The 21,172-nt window shown below is 66.9% G+C and carries 19 protein-coding genes and 1 tRNA gene; 8 read left to right on the forward strand and 12 right to left on the reverse strand.

The features are described from left to right. Positions 1-12 precede the first annotated feature (12 nt). The 4 genes from DX912_RS10235 (at position 13) to dxs (ending at position 5,879) form a co-directional block, all read left to right on the forward strand. Complete coding sequence (locus DX912_RS10235; protein ID WP_115842421.1) at positions 13-1,797, forward strand: acyl-CoA dehydrogenase C-terminal domain-containing protein; 1,785 nt, start codon at positions 13-15, stop codon at positions 1,795-1,797. Positions 1,798-1,882: 85 nt separating this feature from the next. Continuing rightward, on the forward strand, positions 1,883-2,545 hold the full coding sequence (locus DX912_RS10240; protein ID WP_115842422.1) for an HNH endonuclease: 663 nt from the start codon (positions 1,883-1,885) through the stop codon (positions 2,543-2,545). 172 nt (positions 2,546-2,717) lie between these two features. After that, positions 2,718-3,842: a helix-turn-helix domain-containing protein gene (locus DX912_RS18410; RefSeq protein ID WP_181902792.1), complete on the forward strand. Its 1,125-nt coding sequence runs from the start codon at positions 2,718-2,720 to the stop codon at positions 3,840-3,842. Positions 3,843-3,971: 129 nt separating this feature from the next. Continuing rightward, positions 3,972-5,879: a 1-deoxy-D-xylulose-5-phosphate synthase gene (dxs, locus tag DX912_RS10250; protein ID WP_115842596.1), complete on the forward strand. Its 1,908-nt coding sequence runs from the start codon at positions 3,972-3,974 to the stop codon at positions 5,877-5,879. Between the two features lie 83 nt (positions 5,880-5,962). Here dxs and DX912_RS10255 read toward each other — a convergent pair whose 3' ends face one another. Beyond that, positions 5,963-7,030: a TraB/GumN family protein gene (locus tag DX912_RS10255; protein ID WP_115842423.1), complete on the reverse strand. Its 1,068-nt coding sequence runs from the start codon at positions 7,028-7,030 to the stop codon at positions 5,963-5,965. Between the two features lie 99 nt (positions 7,031-7,129). Further along, positions 7,130-7,603 (reverse strand): cupin domain-containing protein, encoded by a 474-nt coding sequence (locus DX912_RS10260; protein ID WP_115842424.1) that lies wholly within the window; start codon positions 7,601-7,603, stop codon positions 7,130-7,132. A 73-nt stretch (positions 7,604-7,676) separates the two neighbouring features. On the opposite strand from DX912_RS10260, the gene DX912_RS10265 reads away from it, so the two are divergent. The 4 genes from DX912_RS10265 to DX912_RS10280 all read left to right on the forward strand — a co-directional run bounded on the left by DX912_RS10265 (position 7,677) and on the right by DX912_RS10280 (position 11,225). Then, positions 7,677-9,704: a PAS domain-containing sensor histidine kinase gene (locus tag DX912_RS10265; protein ID WP_115842425.1), complete on the forward strand. Its 2,028-nt coding sequence runs from the start codon at positions 7,677-7,679 to the stop codon at positions 9,702-9,704. 163 nt (positions 9,705-9,867) lie between these two features. Further along, complete coding sequence (locus DX912_RS10270; RefSeq protein ID WP_115842426.1) at positions 9,868-10,053, forward strand: hypothetical protein; 186 nt, start codon at positions 9,868-9,870, stop codon at positions 10,051-10,053. A 159-nt stretch (positions 10,054-10,212) separates the two neighbouring features. Further along, the gene (locus DX912_RS10275) at positions 10,213-10,752 is read left to right on the forward strand and encodes a DUF1801 domain-containing protein (protein ID WP_115842427.1); all 540 of its coding nucleotides are present in this window, start codon (positions 10,213-10,215) and stop codon (positions 10,750-10,752) included. Between the two features lie 32 nt (positions 10,753-10,784). Then, a complete protein-coding gene (locus DX912_RS10280) occupies positions 10,785-11,225 on the forward strand; it encodes a DUF1801 domain-containing protein (protein WP_115842428.1) in 441 nt (146 codons plus the stop codon). A 74-nt stretch (positions 11,226-11,299) separates the two neighbouring features. Here DX912_RS10280 and DX912_RS10285 read toward each other — a convergent pair whose 3' ends face one another. The 10 genes from DX912_RS10285 to thrS form a co-directional block, all read right to left on the reverse strand. Further along, positions 11,300-12,472: a right-handed parallel beta-helix repeat-containing protein gene (locus DX912_RS10285; protein WP_147298626.1), complete on the reverse strand. Its 1,173-nt coding sequence runs from the start codon at positions 12,470-12,472 to the stop codon at positions 11,300-11,302. 762 nt (positions 12,473-13,234) lie between these two features. Further along, positions 13,235-13,311: transfer RNA gene (locus DX912_RS10290), tRNA-Pro, on the reverse strand. A gap of 83 nt (positions 13,312-13,394) precedes the next feature. Further along, on the reverse strand, positions 13,395-13,751 hold the full coding sequence (locus tag DX912_RS10295; RefSeq protein ID WP_115842430.1) for a MerR family transcriptional regulator: 357 nt from the start codon (positions 13,749-13,751) through the stop codon (positions 13,395-13,397). Next, entirely contained in the window at positions 13,744-14,046 is a 303-nt protein-coding gene (gene ihfA, locus DX912_RS10300; RefSeq protein WP_115842431.1) for an integration host factor subunit alpha, read from the reverse strand. The genes DX912_RS10295 and ihfA overlap by 8 nt, the downstream gene beginning before the upstream one ends. Positions 14,047-14,062: 16 nt before the next feature. Beyond that, the gene (gene pheT, locus DX912_RS10305) at positions 14,063-16,450 is read right to left on the reverse strand and encodes a phenylalanine--tRNA ligase subunit beta (RefSeq protein ID WP_115842432.1); all 2,388 of its coding nucleotides are present in this window, start codon (positions 16,448-16,450) and stop codon (positions 14,063-14,065) included. A gap of 25 nt (positions 16,451-16,475) precedes the next feature. Beyond that, positions 16,476-17,471, reverse strand: coding sequence for a phenylalanine--tRNA ligase subunit alpha (gene pheS / locus DX912_RS10310; RefSeq protein WP_115842433.1), 996 nt, complete (start codon positions 17,469-17,471; stop codon positions 16,476-16,478). Positions 17,472-17,681: 210 nt separating this feature from the next. Next, a complete protein-coding gene (gene rplT / locus DX912_RS10315; RefSeq protein WP_115842434.1) occupies positions 17,682-18,041 on the reverse strand; it encodes a 50S ribosomal protein L20 in 360 nt (119 codons plus the stop codon). A 13-nt stretch (positions 18,042-18,054) separates the two neighbouring features. Continuing rightward, positions 18,055-18,252 carry a 50S ribosomal protein L35 gene (gene rpmI / locus DX912_RS10320; RefSeq protein ID WP_027083463.1) on the reverse strand — a complete coding sequence of 66 codons (198 nt, stop codon included), beginning with the start codon at positions 18,250-18,252 and terminating at the stop codon, positions 18,055-18,057. A gap of 298 nt (positions 18,253-18,550) precedes the next feature. Continuing rightward, on the reverse strand, positions 18,551-19,075 hold the full coding sequence (gene infC / locus DX912_RS10325; protein ID WP_232338614.1) for a translation initiation factor IF-3: 525 nt from the start codon (positions 19,073-19,075) through the stop codon (positions 18,551-18,553). 67 nt (positions 19,076-19,142) lie between these two features. Further along, a complete protein-coding gene (thrS, locus tag DX912_RS10330; protein WP_115842436.1) occupies positions 19,143-21,044 on the reverse strand; it encodes a threonine--tRNA ligase in 1,902 nt (633 codons plus the stop codon). Positions 21,045-21,172 lie beyond the last annotated feature (128 nt).

Raw genomic sequence — 21,172 nt, forward strand, 5'->3', positions numbered from 1 at the left:
ACGGAATCCTTCATGAGCAGTTACAAAGCCCCCCTCGCCGACATGCGCTTCGCGCTGTTCGATGTCCTCGATGCCGAAGCGCAGTTCCAGCGCCTGGGTTTCACCGACGCCACGCGCGACGTGCTCGACGCCGTGCTCGACGAAGCCGGTCGCTTCACCGAGACGGTCCTCGCACCGCTCAATCCGGTGGGCGATCGCGAAGGCTGCAAGCTCGATGTATCCACCGGTGCAGTGACCACGCCCGCCGGTTTCCGTCAGGCGTACGCGCAGTTCGTCGATGGCGGCTGGGCGGGCCTGACCTCTCCGGTGGAGTTCGGCGGACAAGGCCTGCCGCAGCTGGTCGGCGTGCCGCTGAAGGAAATGATCGACGCGGCGAATCTCGCGTGGGGCAACTTCCCGCTGCTCTCGCACGGCGCCATCGAAGCGCTGCTGCATCACGGCGAGAGCTGGCAGCAGGAAGCGTTCCTCAAGCCGCTGGTCGAAGGCCGCTGGACCGGCACGATGTGCCTGACCGAACCGCATTGCGGCAGCGACCTCGGCCTGCTGAAGACGCGCGCGGAGCCCAACGGCGACGGCAGCTATTCGATCACCGGCACGAAGATCTTCATCACCGCCGGCGAGCACGATTTCACCGACAACATCGTGCACCTGGTGCTGGCGCGCCTTCCCGATGCGCCGGCTGGCAGCAAGGGCATTTCGCTGTTCGTCGTACCGCGTGAACGCGTGGCGCAGGACGGTTCGACCGGCGAACGCAATGCCGTGCGCTGCGGCAGCCTCGAACACAAGATGGGCATCCACGGTTCGGCCACGTGCGTGATGAACTTCGATGGCGCGCAGGGCTATCTGGTGGGCGCGCCGCACAAGGGGCTCATGGGGATGTTCACCATGATGAACTCCGCACGCCTGGGCGTCGGCCTGCAGGGACTGGGATTGTCGGAACGCGCGCTGCAGAACGCGCTGCGTTATTCGCGCGAACGCCTGCAGATGCGCGCGCTGTCCGGCGCGAAATTCCCCGACAAGCCGGCCGATCCGATCATCGTGCACCCCGACGTGCGTCGCATGCTGCTGACCTGCAAGGCGCTGATCGAAGGCGGCCGCCTGATGGGTTACGACGCGGCGATGCAGGGCGACATCGCGGCCAATTCGAATGACGCCGCCGAACGGGAACTGGCCGACGCGCAGGCGGGTTTCCTCACGCCGATCGTCAAGGCCTGCCTCACCGAGTGGGGCGTGGAATGCACGTACAACGCGCTGCAGTGCTTCGGCGGCCACGGCTACATCGCCGAGCACGGCATGGAGCAGCTCGCGCGCGATGCCCGCATCACCACGCTGTACGAGGGTACGACCGGCATCCAGGCGCTCGACCTGCTGGGCCGCAAGATTCTCGCGATGAAGGGCGCGGGTTTGAAGGCGTTCCTCGCCCGCGTGCACGCGTTCTGCGAAGAGAATGCGGGCAACGAATCGCTGGCCGAATTCGTGGGCCCGCTGCGCGAAACCGCCACGCGCTGGCAGCAGCTGACGATGCAGATCGGCCAGCGCGCGGCCGGCAACGCCGACGAAATCGGCGCGGCGTCGTTCGATTACCTGATGTACTCCGGCTATGCAGTGCTCGCCTACTGGTGGGCGCGCAGCGTGGCGGCGGCCGATGCGTCGACGCACCCGCAGGCGTTCAAGGACGACAAGCGCGCGACCGCACGCTTCTATTTCGCGCGGATCCTGCCGCGCACGCTAACGCATTCGGCGGCGATCGAAAGCGGCGTGGCCGGGCTGCCGGAGCTGGCCGTCGAGGCGGTTTGAGAGCCGAATGCGACCTGCGCGATAACAAACCGCGCAGGTCGCATGTACACAAAACGTAAACAATGGCGTATAAGCTGGTTTCCCAATGGAGACCGATAGAGCGAATCTGCGCCTGGTCCGAACTGGAACCGATCTGGATCCGGTGTCCGCTCCCTTCGCGCCTCGCGGCGCGATAGACCGACTGAATTCGGTCCGCCTGCTTTCGCTGGATGCGCACGGCCGCGTCCTCGACTGGATGAGCTGGCAGGACGCGACCTGTCTTTATGTACGCGGTGCGGTCGCCTGGACGCTGGGCGATCCCTGCCTGCAGGTGCACGGCGGCATCAGCCGCTTCACCGGCGAGCAGAGCGTGATCGAACTGCATCCGATCGTCGCGGCGCGCAGCCACGCGCGCGCCCACGCACTCGATCCCACGCCCGCGCTGACCAACGCCGCGCTGTTCGCCCGCGACGGCTACCTGTGCATGTATTGCGGCCACGACTTCAGTCGCCCGCACCTCACGCGCGATCACGTCATCCCCGTTTCCAAGGGCGGGCGCGATCTCTGGGAAAACGTGGTCGCCGCCTGCTTCCACTGCAATTCGCGAAAGGGCAACCGCACGCCGCAGCAGGCGGGCATGCCGCTGCTGGCCGTGCCGTACCGGCCGAGCTGGGTCGAGCACCTGATCCTGTCCAACCGCAACATCCTCGCCGACCAGATGGCCTTCCTCCGGAGCCATCTGCCTAAGAACGCGCGCATGCAGGCGTGAATCCGCGAAGACGGGACGCAGCGCGTGATGGCGTTGGCGTTTTGACGGGGTCGCGCTTCCGGCAACGGGCCGGCTGACATAAAACGTTCAGATGCGACGCTCTGCGCGCGTTGACGACCGTCAGGGCGTCCACGACACTCGCCATCCATTGCAAATTCACGACGGATTCACGATGCGCCTGACCCTCGGCCTGACCGGCATGGACCCGAACACGGAGTCCGCCCTGCAGGCGGCCATACAGGCGGCCAACAGCCGCATGGGCAATGCGTGGAGCCTCGTGCCCGACGCCGACGCCGAATACGTCATCGTCGACATGGACAGCATGTACGGCCCGATGAGCTGGCTGCGCCTGCACGCCGCCGGCAAGAGCGTGGTCGCGCTGACCGCCGCGCAGCGCACGCAGGCCGATTTCCGCCTGGGCCAGCCGTTCGACGCAAACACGGTCGCCAACCTGCTCCGCGAGATCGCCACGCAGGCCGGCGTGACGATCGAAGCACCCGCCGCGCCGGAACCGAAGCCGGCTCCGGCCCCGGCTGCGCCTGTCGCTCCCGCGCCGGTGGCCGTCACGCCCGCACCGGAACCCGCACCCGCACCCGCACCCGCACCCGCTCCCGCTCCCGCTCCGACGCCCGCCCCCGTCGCACCCGCGCCGGTTGCTGAAAAGCCCGTCGTCGAAGCGCCCGTCGAGACGCCCGCCGCCGCCGAGCCGGTCGTCGCGCGTCCGGCGTCGTCGATCGTCGAAGGCACGCTGCTGGACTGGATCGTCAACGACCGCCTGAAGGGCCGAGTGCGCCTTCGCAGCGCGACCGACGGCCTGCTGATCGATGTGGAGCAGCGCGTCTACCACGGCCCGGCGGCGCTCAAGCCACTCGCCCCGCATTTCGAAGGAAAGCTGGATTCGAGCGAATTCGTGCCTGTCGACGCCGCGACCTGGGCCAGCGAAAGCGCGCGACTAGGCGCTGCGATGCCGCTGTCGCGACTGGTGTGGTTCGGCAACCTGCTCGCCGGAAAGGGTTCGCTGGCGTCGGAACACGATCCGGCACGCCGCTACCTGATGGTGAAGTGGCCGCAGACCGAGCGCGAATACCCCAAGCACTTCCGCATCGCCACGGTGATGATGAAGGGCCCGTCGCTGGTGTCGGAAATCGCCGAAGCCAGCGGCGTCACGCAGGCTGAAGTGGCCGATTTCATCAACGCCAACCTCGCCACCGGTTTCGCCGAGGTCGAGCGCGAACCCGAGCCGGTCGATCCGGGCAAGGCCGGCAGCGGTCTGTTCGGACGCCTGCGCGGCCGCTGATCCAGCGCGCTTCGCCGGCGTCGTTCGCGCCGGCGACTGAACAGGGCGTCGCGAAGCGATCGGGGTCGATCCTTGCCCGCCCCGGACGACGGCGGGACAATGGAGAACTTGTCGCCTGACCCCGTCGTGATGATCGACCCGCAACGTTATCCGCGCCTGTCCCGAATCCAGGTCCCCGCCGACCTGCGCCAGTTCCCAGAAGAGGAACTGTCCGCGATCGCCGACGAACTGCGCGCTTACCTGATCGAACAGGTCGCCCTCGTCGGCGGCCACTTCGGCGCGGGTCTGGGCGTGATCGAACTGACCGTCGCACTGCACTGGCTGTACGAGACGCCAGTGGACCGCCTGGTGTGGGACGTCGGGCACCAGACGTATCCGCACAAGATCCTGACCGGTCGCCGCGACATCATCCACACGGTCAAGCAGGCCGACGGCGTCGCGCCGTTCCCCAAGCGCGAGGAAAGCGAATACGACACCTTCGGCGTGGGCCATTCGTCCACGTCGATCTCCGCCGCGCTCGGCATGGCGATCGCGCTGCAGCAGCTGGGCGACGACCGCAAGGTTGTGGCGGTGATCGGCGACGGCGCGATGACCGCCGGAATGGCGTTCGAGGCGTTGAACCACGGCGGCGGCATGGATCCGGAGCCGAACCTGCTGGTGATCCTCAACGACAACCAGATGTCGATTTCCGAGAACGTCGGCGGCCTCACGCAGATGCTCGGGCGCCTCACCGGCAGCCGCACGCTCAACGCGATCCGCGAAGGCGGCAAGCGTCTGCTGGGCGACAAGAACAAGCCGGCGGCGAAGTTCGTCAAGCGCTGGGAAGAGCACTGGAAGGGCATGTTCGTGCCGTCCACGCTGTTCGAGGAAATGGGCTTCCACTACACCGGCCCGATCGATGGCCACGACCTGCCCGCCCTGCTCTCCGCGCTGAAGACGCTCAAGGGCCTGAAGGGCCCGCAGCTGCTCCACATCATCACGACCAAGGGCAAGGGCTACGAGCTCGCCGAAGGCGACCAGATCGGCTACCACGCCGTCGGTCCGTTCGATCCCGAGAAGGGCCTGATCAGCAAGCCGGGCGCGAAGAAGCCGACGTACACCGACGTCTTCGGCGACTGGCTGTGCGACATGGCCGCGGCCGAACCGCGCCTGCAGGGCATCACGCCGGCGATGCGCGAAGGGTCCGGCCTGGTGCGTTTCAGCCGCGAATACCCGCAGCGCTATTTCGACGTCGCCATCGCCGAGCAGCACGCGGTGACGCTCGCCGCCGGCATGGCGTGCGAAGGCGCGAAACCGGTGGTCGCCATCTATTCCACGTTCCTGCAGCGGGGCTACGACCAGCTCGTGCACGACGTGGCGATCCAGAACCTCGACGTGCTGTTCGCGATCGACCGCGGCGGCGTGGTCGGTCCGGACGGCGCCACGCACGGCGGTAACCTCGACCTGAGCTACCTGCGCTGCGTGCCGAACATGGTGGTGATGGCGCCGGCCGACGAGAACGAATGCCGGCAGATGCTGAGTACCGGCTACCACTACGAAGGTCCGGCCGCCGTGCGCTATCCGCGCGGCACCGGCCCCGGCGTCGCCGTGCTGCCCACGCTGGGCACGCTGCCGATCGGTCGCGCCGAAGTGCGTCGCGACGGCTCCAAGCTGGCGCTGCTGGCGTTCGGTGCGGTCACGGCAGCCGCCGAAGCCGTCGGCGCCGAACTCGGCCTCACCGTGGTCAACATGCGCTTCGTGAAGCCCCTGGACCGCGCACTCGTGCTCGAACTCGCGCGTTCGCACGCGGGCTTCGTGACGATCGAGGACAACGTCGTCGCGGGCGGTGCGGGTTCCGGCGTGGCCGAACTGCTGGCCGCCGAAGGCATCACGCTGCCGATCCTGCACCTGGGCCTGCCCGACGCGTTCCAGCACCACGCCAGCCGCGAACAGCTGCTGGCCGAAGCGGGCCTCGACGTCGCAGGCATTCGGGCGTCGGTGCTGAAGCGCTGGCCGGAGCTGGGTCGACCGAATGTCGCGGTGAGCGCGGCGGGCTAGCCCCCTGATCCGCCTCCCGGCACCTTCTCCCGCAAGCGGGAGAAGGGTCGCTTGCGGCAACGCGCGCCGGCAACTGCCGCACTTCAGGGCGTCTGCGTCGCTGCCGCCGGAACGTCCTGCGCCCCGGGCGGCTGCGGTTCCTCCACCGCATACCCCTTCGCCTTCAATCGCGCCACGAAGCCGTCCGGCCGCAGCAGCTCGCGCATCGGCAGTACGGCGAAGGTGTTCGTGTTCTTCGTCAGGGCCGCTTCGGCCGCGCCCAGCCAGCGCGTGGCGACCTGCGCCTCGATGTCGCTGGTGCGCTTGCGCAGCACGTCAGATTGCGCGGCGGCATGCAGGCAGGCCTCGTTCTGGTCGGTATAGGGCAGCGCCTTGAGCGACGCCAGGTCGCCGACGGCCCACGCGTTGGCGCGCTCGCGCATCGTGCCCAGATCAGATTCCAGCCGCTGCAGCGTCTTGGCGAAGCAGTCGAGGTCTTCCAACCGCGCGCTGCGCAGTTCCTTCAGCGCGACCTTGGGGTCTTCGATCATCACCTTCACCGTCGTTTCGGTGCGCGGCACCTTGTGGCGCTTCGCGATCTTCTCGACGACCGGCCACACCACCCCGCCCTGCTTCAGCCCGACGTCCTCAATGGCCTCCTCGTACAACTCCATCGCGGCGAGGATCGGCCGGTAGGTTTCCACGCCGCGGTCGCTTCCCATGTACTTGCCCTTGAGCACCAGCCATCGCGCGTACATGTCCGGCGGCACGACGTCCTGCAGCGTCTGCCCATCGGGATTCTTGCGTGCTCCGAACGCCTTCGGCGCGAGCGCGAGCTTCCCGAAGAACCCAAGGTCGGCGTCGATGTGCACGCCGGGCGGTTCGATCAGTTCCTGCGAGTTCGACAGCACCAGCTCGACCTCGCGCGATTCCCACTCCATGCTTCGCGGCAGCGGCGACACGGTGCCGAGCACCCACAGGGTGTGGTCACCCTTGCGCACCTTCCACAAGCCGGGACCCGGCTGGATGCCGCTGACCACGAGCGGAGCGAGATCGCGGATCGGCGGCAACGTGTCGTCGGATGACGAAGGCGCCGATTGCGCGGACGCGATGCCCACGGCGGCCACCGACACAAGCATTCCCAAAAGCCAGCTGACGTTTCTACGACGCATCTGAATTCCTTGTCCGAATGGCGCGACGGGACGCGCCTGGCTGAACGACGTGGTGCGCTTGCCTGGCTTGGGACCTTCAGGCGCGTGCGCGAGTTCCGTTCAGTCCGGTGACCACGCGCCGGCACTGCGCAGTGCGTCGGCGATCACGCTGGCTGGATCGAGCATGGCGAAGCCCTCCCACACGAACCCCGGGGCCACCGTGCATGCGACCAGCGTATACGCCGCCAACGGCCGCGCCGCCTGCCAGCGCCCCGCGCGCACGACGTGCATCGCCGGGCCGCCACGCGCGGCGCTGTCCAGCCGCACGGTCGCCAGCTCGCCGGTCGCGGCGTCGAACTCCTGCAGCTCCAGCGGACCGCCGTCCTGCCAGTGCCAGGTTTCGTCGGCGTCGACCCGATGCCATCGGCTCGCTTCGCCCTGCGCGAGCAGGAACTGGATCGCCGTCAGCGCCGGGCGCAGGTGGCCGCCGTGCTCAACGGAGATCGACGAGGCATACACGCGCCGGTAGTGGCCGCCCTCGGGATGCGGCGAGAGTTGCAGTTCGTCGATCAGGCGCGAGGCGGTCGGATTCATCGGCGCATCCTAGCCCTGCCGCGTTTCCTGCACACCGGTAGTGGATACTTGGCGCCAGCCCAGGGAGCACCTCGTGTCCATCCAGTTCGATCGCCTCTTCCAGCACTCGCCGAACGCGTACATGGTGCTGGACCGGCAGATGCGCTTCGTCGAGGCGAACCACGCCTACGAACTGCTGACGGGGCTGTCGCGCGCGCAGCTGCTCGGGCGCGCCCTGTTCGACGTGTTTCCCGGTGCCACCAACGACGACGGCAGCCCGCAGGCCGACGTGCTGCGCGCCTCGCTGGAACGCGCGTTCGCCACCGGCGAGCGCGACGTGCTCGCGCTGATTCCGTATGCGATCGAATCCGACACGCCCGACGGCCGCATCGTCGATGTCCGCTACTGGAGCGCGACGCACACGCCATTGCGCGGCGACGACGGCAATGTCGTGGCGGTGATGCAGCACACCACCGACGTCACCGAAGTGCATCGCCTGCGCGAGGAGGTACGCCGCGCGCGCGAAGCCACCGGGCTCACCGCCGAGCAGATGTCCGAAGGCGTGCTCTCGCGCGCGGCGGCGGTGCAGCGCGACAACGCGCGGCTGTCGGCGCGGCAGGCCTTCCTCACCGACTTGTTCGAACAGGCGCCGGGCTTCATGGCGGTGCTGCGCGGACCGGACAACGTGTTCGACCTGGCCAACGAAGCGTACGAACGATTGATCGGCCGCCGCGATTTCATCGGCGTTCCGCTGCGCGAAGTGTTGCCGGAGCTCAGGGACCAGGGCTTCTTCGAACTGCTCGATCAGGTGCGCGAAACCGGAAATCCCTTCGTCGGCCGCGGCATGCCGGTGATCCTGCAGGATGCCGGCGGGGAGGAGCGGACGCTCTTCGTCGACTTCATCTACCAGCCAGTGCGCGATTCGCACGGCCGCATCGAAGGCATCTTCGTGCAGGGCGCCGACGTCACCGGTCGCGAGGCCGCGTTGTCGGCCCTGCGCGAGAGCGAGGGGCGTTTCCGCACCATCGCCAACCTCGTCCCGCAGATGGTCTGGTCGGCGCGCGGCAATGGCGAGATCGATTACTGCAACCAGCGCTGGTACGACTTCACCGGCTTGCCGGAAGGCGCCACGCGCGGTCACGAATGGGACGAGCCGCTGCATCCGGACGATCGCGATCGCGCCTGGGCGTTGTGGCGTCGCAGCCTCGCCACCGGTGAGCCGTACGACATCGAATACCGCATGCGCTTCCACACCGGCGAATACCGCTGGGTGCTCGGCCGCGCGTTGCCGATGCGCGATGCGTCGGGTTTGATCGTGCGGTGGATGGGCACCTGCACCGACATCCAGGACCAGAAGCGCGTGCAAGAAATGCTAGAGCGCAGCCAGGATGCGCTGCGTTCGGCGGATCGCCAGAAGGACCACTTCCTGGCGATGCTCGCGCACGAGCTGCGCAACCCGCTCGCGCCCATCGCCACGGCTGCGCAGTTGCTGAAGATGGCGCCCGACAGCGTCCAGAACGTGCTGCAGGCCAGCGAGATCATCGACCGCCAGGCCATCCACATGGGCAACCTGGTGGAGGACCTGATGGACGTCTCGCGGGTGACGCGCGGGCTCACCTCGCTCAAGCGCCGTCGGGTGCGGCTGTCGGAGATCGTCGATGCGGCGATCGAACAGACGATGCCGCTGATGACGCGTCGCGGCCACCGCTTCAGCCTCGCCGACCGCACCCACGGCGTGGAGCTGTGGGCCGACCGTTCGCGCCTCACGCAGATCCTCTCGAACCTGCTGAACAACGCCGCCAAGTACACGCCGCCCAACGGCACGGTCGCGCTGGAGATCGAACGCCAGGCCAGCGACGTGCTGCTGCGCGTGCGCGACAACGGCGTCGGCATCGAACCCGAGCTGCTGTCGCGGGTGTTCGAGCTGTTCGCGCAAGCCGAGTCCACGCCGGAGCGGCACGAAGGCGGCCTGGGCATCGGGCTGGCGCTGGCACGCAGCCTCACGCGCCTGCACGGCGGCACCCTCACCGCCCACAGCGCAGGCGCGGGCGAAGGCTCGACGTTCGAACTCCGCCTGCCCGGCGAGGTACCGCCAGGGCTGGATGACGAGGCGCTGGAGTAAGGCGTCTCCGATCCTGCACGCGCGCACATGCCGTCGCGTGTCGTCGAACGATCCCAACCTGTCTGAGCCTCCGGGGTGATCGGGATGCATGGGGCGCCGACTTCACCGCCTCCTCACCGTGCATCGCGGAGATTGCGCCCCTTGACCGCTTGAGGGGCAGGAGATGGAGAAGTCGGCAGAACGAAATGCGTTGTGGCAGGAACGCCTCGCCGTCGGTTTCGACGTCGTGAACCGCGAAGGCATCCTGCAGGGCTACGCCTGCAACGCCCCGTTCGTCATTGGAGCTTTCGCCGACGAGCCGGCTCGGGAAAGCGCCTTCGTTGGGAGAGAGGCGCTGGCGCTTTCCTGAGCGGCGTGTTTCGGCCACGCGCCCTGATGGCGTAGCCCGATCGATCCGGCAGCCGCCTTTCACGGGCGGCCCATTTCCAGCCAGTGCTATCCTCCGCCGCGACCCCGCAGGGGCGACGCGAAACCCCCGTCGTCCCGATGATCGACAGGACGCGCCGTGATGCCCGGTACGACGACGACTCCAAGGAAGGCGGCAGGCGCGGCGAAGCAGCCCGCCTCCAAGAAGGTCGCCCGCACGGCGACCACGAAGAAGCCCGCGCCGTCGAAGACGGCCAAAGCCGTCGCGAAGAAGACAGCGCCGACGCTGCTTTCAGGCGGCAATCCCCAGATCCCCAAAGGCTACGGCGACGCGCCGGTGCAGGCGTACATCGACGCGATGCCTGGCTGGAAGCGCGACGCGTGGCGTCGCCTCGACACACTCATCGAAAAGACCATTCCCGGCGTGCGCAAGGCCGTGAAGTGGAACTCGCCGCTGTATGGTGCGCCCGGCGATGAAGGCTGGTTCCTCGGCGTGCACTGCTACACGCGCTACATCAAGGTGTCGTTCTTCCGCGGCGCATCGCTCAAGCCGATGCCGCCGGGCGAGTCGAAGATGGCGCACGTGCGTTACCTCGACATCCACGAAGACGAGCCCGTCGACGAAGCGCGCTTCGCGACGTGGCTGAAGCAGGCCAGCAAGCTCCCCGGCGAGAAGATGTAACGCCGCCCTCACGCAATACCAGGCGATCGACCATGAAGAAGTCCAACGGAAACGGCAGCACGGATGCGGGCACGGAAGACGCCTCGAGTCTCATCGATGAACGCATCGCGCAACTGGGCGACTGGCGCGGCAAGACGCTGTCGCGCGTGCGAAAGCTGATCCACCAGGCCGACCCGGACGTCGTCGAGGAAGTGAAATGGCGCGGCGTGCCGGTGTGGTCGCACGACGGCATCATCTGCACCGGCGAGAGCTACAAGCAGCACGTGAAGCTGACCTTCGCGAAAGGCGCGTCGCTCGATGACCCGGCGGGGCTGTTCAATTCGAGCCTGGACGGCAACACGCGCCGCGCGATCGATCTGCACGAAGGCGACGAGATCGACGAAGCCGCATTGAAGGCGCTCATCCGCGCGGCCGTCGCGCTGAACACGACGAAGAAGGCGCGCAAGAAGACGGCGTCGTCCCCGTCGGAATAAGTCGCCAAAAAAAATCCGCCGCTGTCTGCACAGCGGCGGATCAAGTTCGAGCGTTGTGACTCGACGAGGATCGCTTACATCGCGTACTGGTTCGTTGTGACGCGGATGTTGGTCGATGCGGTGGCCTTCTGCACGTGCGGATCGTTGCCCTTCGGCATCGCGCCGGCGAGGATGCCCGTCATCGTGACCAGCGGCTTGTCGACGGTGCTGACGCCGAAGATCTTCGTGTAGTTGTTGCGGAACACGTTGCTGCTGGCCTGGTAGTTGTCGGTGGTCGAACTGAACATCAGGCCGCACAGCGTGTTGCGCAGGAAGCGGTTCTGCGCGATGTAGCCGGCCGCCGCGCCCACCGTGAGCAGGCCGTAGCCGCCGTTGTATTCCATCGTGCACGACTTCACGGTGACGTTGGTGACGCGCTTGTACACCAGGATGCCGTTGCCCTTGTTGTTGCGGATCAGGCAGTTCTGGATGTGCACGGTATCGGTCGTGCGCAGGTCGTTGATGTCCGGCTCGATGTCGATGCCGCACTGCGGCTCGATGCCGTTGGAGTTGCTGAACTCGCTGTCGTACACCTTCACGTTGCGCGAGCAGCCGATGGTCAGGCCCTGGCGACGGTTGTTGGTCGAGACGATGTTGTGGATCGCCACGTCGTTGCACGGAATGACCGCACCGGACGCCTGCGCGGCGCCACCGATCGAGATGCCGTCGCCCCAGCCGTTGGAGATGTGGATATCGCGCACCGTCACGCGGTTGGAACCGCGCAGCATGATGCCGTGACCCCACTCGCCCGTCGTGCCCAGGTGCGCATCGCGGTCGCCGATGATGCGGCCGCCCGAGATCTCGACGTCGTTGACCTGCATCGCCATCAGCACGTAGGCGCGTTCGGCGGCGTTCGGCTTGGCCTTGAGGATCGCGTTCGGATCCAGCTGCAGGTGCATGCTGCTGCGCAGGCGCACGTTGACGGTCGGATCGATCAGGTAGGTGCCGGCCGGCACCTGCACCGTGCCACCGGTCGAGGGCAGCGCGTTGATGGCGGCCTGGAACGACGCGGTGTCGTCACGCACGCCGTCGCCGACAGCGCCGTAGTTCTTCACGCTCAGCACGGCGGTGCCGCGGGCGCGGGTCGGCGGGGTCCACGTCAGGGCGGTCGTCGAACCTGCGGCGAGCACCTTGCCGATGCCGGTGAAACCGAGGATCGGCGGCACCGAAAGGAGAAGGGTCTTCTGGATGAATTGGCGGCGCGGCATGGCGGCCGCATTGAAAGCACGGTGATCGTTCACGTTCGTTTCCGGGAGTGATTACTGAACAGCACGGAGACGAAGCGAAGAACCGAATGCATTCACACTGCCTTCGCTTGGTCATCACGTCACGATCATGTTCGTGACTGGAATGCACCTTAGCGTCACGCGATCGTGACAGTGCTGAACAAGCGAAGCGACTTTGCGTATTTGTGGTTCAGCTCAAGAAAATGCGGCCGAATGGTTCAGCACGGTGAATTCTTCAGGTTTCTGACTGGGATTTTCGCTGTGTGATCTCATCGAGCGATGCCTGCGACGTGCACTCGTTGCGCGGAATTTCGAGATTCGGCGCGCGTGAAAGCAGGCGTTTCGGCCCGCCGCAAAGCGAGCTCAGCCGGAGGGTGTGAAGAGACGACGCTGACGGTGCGGCAGGCTGAGACGCGCCGCGCGACGAGTGCGGCGGCATCGTGCGGTGCGGAGGCGATGCGCGCGTGCTGCACTCGCCGTTCCTTCGGAAACGTCATCGCCGTGCGCGCGATCGCGCCAACGCCCTGCGTAGCGAACGCCGCGAAGTGAACACGCTATCGGGAGACGTCCGTCTCTGAGCAGCGTTCGGCCGACAGACGTGCGATCAAGAGCAGCGACGCGCAGGAGCGCCGAGCGCCGCAACGTGGCGGCAACTTTCGCTTCGATCGTGATTCCGCTCTTCCCTTCATGCCGGTGCGGCATGCGGCGCGGACTCGCGCGTGGAAGAACACCAGATTCGCAAGATGGTCGGGACGGCCGGATTCGAACCGACGACCCTCTGCCCCCCAGGCAGATGCGCTACCAGGCTGCGCTACGCCCCGACGTATTGCGTGTGCCGCCCTTGCAAGCGGGCGGCAAGTATAACGGTGGAACCTCGCCGCGGCCACCGCGGCGGCGGCGGAACTCAGCGCCGCAGCAACTGCAGGACTTCTTCCAGCTCCATCCGCACCTGGCGGATGATCTGCGAACTCAGCGCGGACTCGTCCTTCGCCGTTTCGCCTTCCAGGCGCAGGCGCGCGCCACCGATGGTGTAGCCCTGCTCGTACAGCAGGCCGCGGATCTGGCGCACCATCAGCACTTCGTGTCGCTGGTAGTAGCGACGGTTGCCGCGGCGCTTGACCGGGTTAAGCATCGGGAACTCGGTTTCCCAATAGCGCAGCACGTGCGGCTTGACGTCGCACAGCTCGCTCACCTCACCGATGGTGAAGTAGCGCTTGGCCGGGATCGGCGGGAGTTCGCGATTGCTGCCGGGGTCAAGCATGCTCAGCTCCGGAATAGGCTTCCACGCGTTCCTTCAGTTTCTGGCCGGGGCGGAAGGTCACCACGGTACGGGCGGAGATCGGGATCTCCTCGCCGGTCTTCGGGTTGCGCCCCGGGCGCTGGTTCTTGCGCCGCAGGTCGAAGTTGCCGAAACCGGAAAGCTTCACCTGGCGACCGTGCTCCAGCGCCTCGCGCAGCGCGTCGAAGAACGCGTCCACGAATTCCTTCGCCTCTCGCTTGTTCAGCCCGACCTCGTCGAACAGGCGTTCGGCCATCTCGGCCTTGGTCAATGCCATCGTTGCTTCCTCAACCTCAGCCGCGGATCGTTGCCCCGTACTCCCGCTGCAGCGCGCCGGTCACCGAAGCCACTGCGGTATCGACGTCACGGTCAGTCAGGGTGCGCGATTCATCCTGCAGAATCAAGCCCATAGCAAGACTTTTGAAACCCGGTTCAACGCCCTTGCCCTGGTAACGATCGAACAGCACGAGATCGCGCAGGAACGGGCCCGCGGCTGCCTTCACGGCCCGCTCGATCGCCGCCCATTCCACGGATTCCGGGACGACGAACGCGAGGTCCCGGCGGACGGACGGATACTTCGACAGCGCAGCGGCGCGCGGCACCGCGCGGCTGAACAGGGGCGCGAGGTCGAGCTCGAACGCGACCACGTCGACATCAAGCTCCAGCGCGCGCTGCAGGCGCGGATGCAGCTGGCCGATCCAGCCCAGGCGCACGCCGTCGCGGTACACGTCGGCCGAACGGCCCGGGTGCGCCCACGCGGGCTGCGAGGCGCGGTACTCGAGCGTCGCGCCCGCCAGTGCGGCGAGGCTGTCCAGATCTCCCTTGAGGTCGTGGAAACCGATGGGGCGCGCGGTGACGGCCCACTGTTCGGCGTGCACGTCGCCACATGCGGCGGCGGCGATGCGGCCGGTCTCGATCGGCGCCTCGCCCGGGTTGTCGCGGAACACGTTACCCAGTTCGCACAGACGCACGCGCGGCTGCTGGCGCGCGGCGTTGCGCGCGAGCGCGGCGACCAGGCCCGGCAGCAGCGCGGTGCGCATGACGCCCAACTCGCCGCTGAGCGGATTGGCCAGCGGCACGCTGCCGTCGGTGAGGCTCCACTTCGACAGCAGGTCGGCGTCGACGAACGCGTAGTTCACCGCTTCCAGGAAGTCGCGCGAGGCCAGGTGACGACGCGCGGTCGATTCGTCGACGCGCGTTTCGCTCGGCGCGACCAGGCGCGCGGCACCGGCCGGCAGCGTGGTCGGGATCGCGTCGTAACCGTGGATGCGCGCGATTTCCTCGATCAGGTCTTCCTCGATCTCCAGATCGAAGCGGCGACTCGGCGGCACGACGCGCCAGCCATCGGCCAGCGATTCGACCTGCAGGCCCAGCGCACGCAGGATGCGCTCGACTTCCGCGTCGGCAACGGTCAGGCCCAGCACGCGAGCGAGTCGCGCACGGCGCAGCATGATCGGCTGCGGCGCGCGCAGGTGCTCGGCCAGCGTGACGTCGACCGTCGGGCCCGGCACGCCGCCGGCGATGTCGAGAATCAGCTTCGTCGCGTATTCCACGGCGATGCGCGGCAGTTCCGGATCGACGCCGCGTTCGAAACGATGGCCGGCGTCGGTGTGCAGGCCGAGCTTGCGGCTGCGGCCGATGATCGCCGAGGGAATCCAGTGCGCCGCTTCGAGGAAAACGTTGCGCGTGGCGTCGGTCACGCGCGTATCGAAGCCGCCCATGATGCCGCCCAGCGCCACCGCACGCGCGGCCTTGCCGCCACGGCTGTCGGACACCACGAGGAAATCGTCGTCGAGTTCGACGGTGCGGCCGTCGAGCAGCTTGAGCGTTTCGCCAGCGCGTGCCGGGCGCACGACGACGTCGCCTTCCAGCGTGTCCTTGTCGAAGGCGTGCATCGGCTGGCCGAGCTCGAGCATCACGTACTGCGTGACGTCCACGAGGAAGCTGATCGGGCGCACGCCGCTGCGACGCAGGCGTTCGGCCATCCACGCCGGCGTGGAGACGGTGGCGTCGACGCCGTCGATCACGCGACCGGCGAAGCGCGGCACGCGCAGGCCGGCGTCGAGTTCGACACGCATCGCCGCATCGCTGCCCGCCGCAACGGGCGCGGCGTCGAGCGGCTTCACCTCGCCACCGAGCGCGGCGGCGACATCGAACGCGATGCCGCGCACGCTGAAGCAGTCGGCGCGGTTGGGCGTCAGCTTGATCTCGATGCTGGCATCCGGCAGTCCGAGGTACTGCGCGAGCGGCGTGCCGACCGGCGCGTCGTCGGGCAGTTCGAGCAGGCCCGACGCATCGGGATCCACGCCCAGTTCCTTCGCCGAACACAGCATGCCGAAGGATTCCACGCCGCGCAGTTTCGCGGCCTTGATCGCGATGCCGCCGGGCAATGTCGCGCCGACCGTCGCCAGCGGCGCGACGAGGCCCGCGCGCGCGTTCGGCGCGCCGCAGACGATCTGCACGGTGCCGTTGCCGGTGTCGACTTCGCACACCTGCAGGCGGTCGGCTTCGGGATGACGCGTCGCGCTGAGGATGCGCGCCACGACCACGCCGTCGAGCGAGTCGCCCAGCGGCGTGACCTCCTCGACTTCCAGGCCGATCGCGGTCAGCGTCGCGGCGAGTTCATCGCGCGTGGCAGTGGTCGGAACGTGGTGGCGGAGCCAGTTTTCGGAGAATTTCATTCGTGTCTATCCGGGACGCGACAGGTCAGGCGAACTGCTTCAGGAAACGCACGTCGTTGTCGAAGAAGCTTCGCAGGTCGTCGACGCCGTAACGCAGCATCGCGAAGCGCTCCACGCCCAGGCCGAAGGCGTAGCCGGTGTACTTCTCCGGATCGATGCCGACGTTGCGCAGCACGTTCGGATGCACCATGCCGCAGCCGAGCACTTCCAGCCAGCGCGTGGAGCCGTCGGGCTGCTGCCAGGCGATGTCCACTTCGGCCGACGGTTCGGTGAAGGGGAAATAGCTCGGGCGGAAGCGCATTTCGAAGTCGCGCTCGAAGAACGCGCGCACGAATTCGGCCAGCGTGCCCTTGAGGTCGGCGAAGCTCGCGTGCTCGTCGACGAGCAGGCCTTCGCACTGGTGGAACATCGGCGTGTGCGTCTGGTCGCTGTCGCTGCGGTACACCTTGCCCAGCGCGATCATGCGCAGCGGCGGCTGGTGTTCCTGCATGTAGCGCACCTGCACGCCGGAGGTGTGCGTGCGCAGCAGGCGACCGTCGCCGAAGTAGAACGTGTCGTGCATCGCACGCGCCGGATGATGCGGCGGGAAGTTCAGCGCTTCGAAGTTGTGCCAGTCGTCCTCGATCTCCGGACCGTTGCTGAGCTCGAAGCCCAGCCGGCCGAAGATGTCGGCGATGCGCTCCATCGTGCGGCTGACCGGATGCAGGCCGCCGCGCGCGGCATCGATGCCGGGCAGCGTGACGTCGATGCTTTCGGACGACAGACGCGCGTCGAGCGCGGCATCGTCGAGCACGGTGCGGCGTTCGCCAAGTGCAGCGGTGAGTTCGTCACGCGCCTTGTTGATCGCCTCGCCGGCGGTCTTGCGCTGGTCGGGGGGCAACGCGCCGAGCTGCTTGAGCTGCGCGGTGACGCTGCCGTTCTTGCCCAGCAGGGAGACGCGCAGGGCTTCGATCGCGTCCGGCGTTTCCGCCGCGGCGATATCGGCCAGCGCCTGCTGCGTCAGTGATTCGATTCCGGTCATGTGCTGCCGAACCTTTTGTCGATCGTGGTGGTGCGAAACGCCCGTCGTTCGCCGCCAGCCGCGCCCGGCTTCGACGAGACCGGCGCATGTTGCGTGAAACGGGCGCCCCAAAACGAAACATGGGGAAGGACTTGCGCCCTTCCCCATGCGTGTATTGCGTTGTGCATCCGCCCGGCGCCGACCCTGGGTCGACGTGGTGGTGCGAGCAACTTACGCCGCGAGCGCGCTCTTCGCCTTCTCTGCCAGCGCCGCAAAACCCTGCGCGTCGTGCACGGCGATGTCCGCCAGCACCTTGCGGTCGAGGGTGATGCCGGCCTTCATCAGGCCGTTGATGAAGCGGCTGTAGCTCAGGCCGTTGATGCGGGCCGCCGCATTGATGCGGGTGATCCACAGCGAGCGGAAATTGCGCTTCTTCTGCTTGCGACCGATGTAGGCGTACTGCAGGGCCTTCGTGACCGCCTGCTTGGCGACGCGGAAAACCTTGCGACGGGCGTGGTAGTAGCCCTTGGCCTGCTTCAGGATCTTCTTGTGACGGCGGCGCGCCTGCACGCCACGCTTAACTCGTGCCATTGTTCAGCCCTCCTCAGAGATACGGCAGCATGCGATCGAGACGGCCAGCGTCCTCGGCACGAACGTGGTTCGTCTGCCGCAGGTTGCGCTTCCGCTTGGTCGCCTTCTTGGTGAGGATGTGGCTCTTGTTGGCGTGGCCGCACTTGTACTTGCCGGAAGCGGTCTTCCGGAAGCGCTTGGCCGCCGCCCGATTGGTCTTGATCTTGGGCATTGCGATGTCCTTTCGGATTTCGATGACTGGCCTGGGCGGTGGCCTGCGCGCCTGAAGTAGACGCAACCACTCTTTCCGTCCTGCCCGTGCCGGCTTGTAAGTCGTTGATCCAAAAAGGATCACGACAGGTTCCTGATACAACGAACTGCAAATCCCGGCGAGCCGGGCCGGCCATTATGCAGACAACCGGAAACCTTTGCAATTCAGGGCGTTAGTGGCCGCCCAGAGCTGCCGGAGGCGGGGGCCGGGAAACGAAAACGGGCCGCATGGGCGGCCCGTTTGGTGAGCTTGGCGAACCTCAGCTCTTCTTCTTCGGCGCGATCATCATGACCATCTGGCGGCCTTCCAGGCGCGGGCGCGACTCGATGACGATGTCGTCGCCGAGGTCGGCCTCGATGCGTGCGGCCATCTCGCGGCCCAGCTCCTGGTGGCTCATCTCGCGGCCACGGAAGCGGATGTTCACCTTGACCTTGTCGCCCTCTTCCAGGAAGCGGCGCATGTTGCGCAGCTTGATCTGGTAGTCGCCCTCGTCGGTCACGGGGCGGAACTTGAGTTCCTTGATCTCGACCTGCTTGGTCTTCTTCTTGGCCTCGTTGGCCTTCTTCTGCATTTCGAAGCGGAACTTGCCGAAGTCCATGATCTTGCAGACCGGCGGATCGGCATTGGGCTGGATCTCCACCAGATCCAGGCCCTCGTCTTCGGCCATGCGCAGGGCTTCGTCGCGCGAAAGCACGCCGATCATTTCGCCATCGCTGCCGATCACGCGTACGCGCGGTACGCGGATTTCCTGGTTCTTGCGATTCGGCTTCTCGGGGGTACTGATGTTGCAATCTCCGGTTTGGAACGTGCCGGCCACCGGGGGCGGCCGGAGTCATGTCAGGCTGCAGGCGTTACTGTACGCCCTCACTGCGCAAACGCGAGGCGAAATCGGCGACGGACATCGTCCCCAGATCCTCCCCTCCCCGCGTCCGGACGGCGATCTGGCCGTTTTCCTTCTCGCGGTCGCCGATCACCAGCAGGTAAGGCACCCGCTGCAGCGTGTGCTCGCGGATCTTATAGCCGATCTTCTCGTTGCGCAAATCGGAATGGACCCGGAAGCCTTGATTTGCAAGGGATTTCCGGATCTCTTCGACGTAATCGGCCTGGGCGTCGGTGATGTTCATGACCACGGCCTGGACCGGGGCCAGCCATGCCGGGAACTGCCCGGCGTGGTGCTCGATCAGGATGCCGATGAAGCGCTCCATCGAGCCGACGATGGCCCGGTGCAGCATCACCGGGTGGCGGCGCTGGCTGTGCTCGTCGACGTACTCGGCGCCGAGGCGGCCGGGCATCATGAAATCCACCTGCATCGTGCCCAGCTGCCAGGTGCGGCCGATGGCGTCCTGCAGGTGGTATTCGATCTTCGGGCCGTAGAAGGCGCCCTCGCCCGGCAGCTCCTGCCACTCCACGCCGGCAGCACTGAGCGCGGAACGCAGCGCGTTCTCAGCCTTGTCCCACGTGGCGTCGTCGCCCAGGCGGGAATCCGGCCGCAGCGCGATCTTGATCTGGATGTCGGTGAAGCCGAAATCGCCGTAGACCTTCAGCGCCTGCTCGTGGAAGGCGCGCACTTCGGACTCGATCTGGTCCTCGGTGCAGAAGATGTGGCCGTCGTCCTGCGTGAAGCCGCGCACGCGCAGGATGCCGTGCAGCGCGCCCGAGGGTTCGTTGCGATGGCACGCGCCGAATTCGCCGTAGCGGATCGGCAGGTCGCGGTAGCTGTGCAGGCCCTGGTTGAACACCTGCACGTGGCCGGGGCAATTCATGGGCTTCAGCGCGTAGGTCCGCTTCTCGGACTCGGTGAAGAACATGTTGTCCTTGTAGTTGTCCCAGTGGCCGGACTTCTGCCACAGCGACACGTCGAGGATCTGCGGGCAACGCACTTCGCCGTAACCCGTCTCGCGATACACGCGGCGCATGTACTGCTCGACGACCTGCCAGATCGACCAGCCCTTCGGATGCCAGAAGATCAGACCGGGGCCTTCTTCCTGCAGATGGAACAGGTCCTGCGCCTTGGCGATCTTGCGGTGGTCGCGCTTCTCGGCCTCTTCCAGCTGCGTCAGATACGCCTTGAGATCCTTGTCGTTGAGCCACGACGTGCCGTAGATGCGACTCAGCATCTGGTTGTTGGAATCGCCGCGCCAGTACGCGCCGGCGACCTTCATCAGCTTGAAGGCGCGCAGCTTGTCCGTGGAGGGCACGTGCGGGCCGCGGCACAGGTCGGTGAATTCGCCCTGGCTGTAGAGCGAGAGGTCTTCGTTGGCCGGGATCGATTCGATGATCTCGGCCTTGTACGCCTCGCCCAGCCCCCGGAAGAACGCCACCGCGTCGTCGCGCGACTTCACGCTGCGCGCGACGGGCAGCGATTCCTTGACGATCTTCTGCATCTCGGCCTCGATGGCCGGCAGGTCTTCGGGCGTGAACGGGCGCTCGTACGCGAAGTCGTAGTAGAAGCCGTTGTCGATCACCGGACCGATGGTGACCTGTGCGCCCGGATACAGGCGCTGCACGGCCTGCGCCAGCAGGTGCGCGGTGGAATGACGAAGGACGTCGAGCGCGTCGGGATGCTTGTCAGTGACGATCTCGAGCGAGGCGTCGTTGCCGATGCGGTAGCTCGTGTCGACAAGCTTGCCGTCGACCTTGCCGGCGAGCGCGGCCTTCGCAAGGCCGGCGCCGATGGATGCGGCCACTTCGGCCACGGAAACGGGGTTTTCGAACTCGCGGCGGCTGCCGTCGGGGAGCGTAATGGCGATCATGGGATGCGGGCGCGCGGTGCGCGGCTGGCTGTGTTGATGTCGGCGCCGCCGGAAGGGCTGCGCGGGGGAAGAGCAGTGGCTGAAACGAAAAACGGCGCCGCGGCGCCGTCTTGAAGGGCGTCGAGGGC

It is taken from the genome of Lysobacter soli (assembly GCF_003382285.1).
GTDB lineage: Bacteria > Pseudomonadota > Gammaproteobacteria > Xanthomonadales > Xanthomonadaceae > Lysobacter_J > Lysobacter_J soli.

What these genes read in the sequence shown, in the direction of transcription:
- DX912_RS10235 (WP_115842421.1), top strand. Translation starts at nt 13, where the DNA reads ATGAGCAGTTACAAAGCCCCCCTCGCCGACATGCGCTTCGCGCTGTTC.
- DX912_RS10240 (WP_115842422.1), top strand. Translation starts at nt 1,883, where the DNA reads ATGGAGACCGATAGAGCGAATCTGCGCCTGGTCCGAACTGGAACCGAT.
- DX912_RS18410 (WP_181902792.1), top strand. Translation starts at nt 2,718, where the DNA reads ATGCGCCTGACCCTCGGCCTGACCGGCATGGACCCGAACACGGAGTCC.
- dxs (WP_115842596.1), top strand. Translation starts at nt 3,972, where the DNA reads ATGATCGACCCGCAACGTTATCCGCGCCTGTCCCGAATCCAGGTCCCC.
- DX912_RS10255 (WP_115842423.1), bottom strand. Translation starts at nt 7,030, where the DNA reads ATGCGTCGTAGAAACGTCAGCTGGCTTTTGGGAATGCTTGTGTCGGTG.
- DX912_RS10260 (WP_115842424.1), bottom strand. Translation starts at nt 7,603, where the DNA reads ATGAATCCGACCGCCTCGCGCCTGATCGACGAACTGCAACTCTCGCCG.
- DX912_RS10270 (WP_115842426.1), top strand. Translation starts at nt 9,868, where the DNA reads ATGGAGAAGTCGGCAGAACGAAATGCGTTGTGGCAGGAACGCCTCGCC.
- DX912_RS10275 (WP_115842427.1), top strand. Translation starts at nt 10,213, where the DNA reads ATGCCCGGTACGACGACGACTCCAAGGAAGGCGGCAGGCGCGGCGAAG.
- DX912_RS10280 (WP_115842428.1), top strand. Translation starts at nt 10,785, where the DNA reads ATGAAGAAGTCCAACGGAAACGGCAGCACGGATGCGGGCACGGAAGAC.
- DX912_RS10285 (WP_147298626.1), bottom strand. Translation starts at nt 12,472, where the DNA reads ATGCCGCGCCGCCAATTCATCCAGAAGACCCTTCTCCTTTCGGTGCCG.
- DX912_RS10295 (WP_115842430.1), bottom strand. Translation starts at nt 13,751, where the DNA reads ATGCTTGACCCCGGCAGCAATCGCGAACTCCCGCCGATCCCGGCCAAG.
- ihfA (WP_115842431.1), bottom strand. Translation starts at nt 14,046, where the DNA reads ATGGCATTGACCAAGGCCGAGATGGCCGAACGCCTGTTCGACGAGGTC.
- pheT (WP_115842432.1), bottom strand. Translation starts at nt 16,450, where the DNA reads ATGAAATTCTCCGAAAACTGGCTCCGCCACCACGTTCCGACCACTGCC.
- pheS (WP_115842433.1), bottom strand. Translation starts at nt 17,471, where the DNA reads ATGACCGGAATCGAATCACTGACGCAGCAGGCGCTGGCCGATATCGCC.
- rplT (WP_115842434.1), bottom strand. Translation starts at nt 18,041, where the DNA reads ATGGCACGAGTTAAGCGTGGCGTGCAGGCGCGCCGCCGTCACAAGAAG.
- rpmI (WP_027083463.1), bottom strand. Translation starts at nt 18,252, where the DNA reads ATGCCCAAGATCAAGACCAATCGGGCGGCGGCCAAGCGCTTCCGGAAG.
- thrS (WP_115842436.1), bottom strand. Translation starts at nt 21,044, where the DNA reads ATGATCGCCATTACGCTCCCCGACGGCAGCCGCCGCGAGTTCGAAAAC.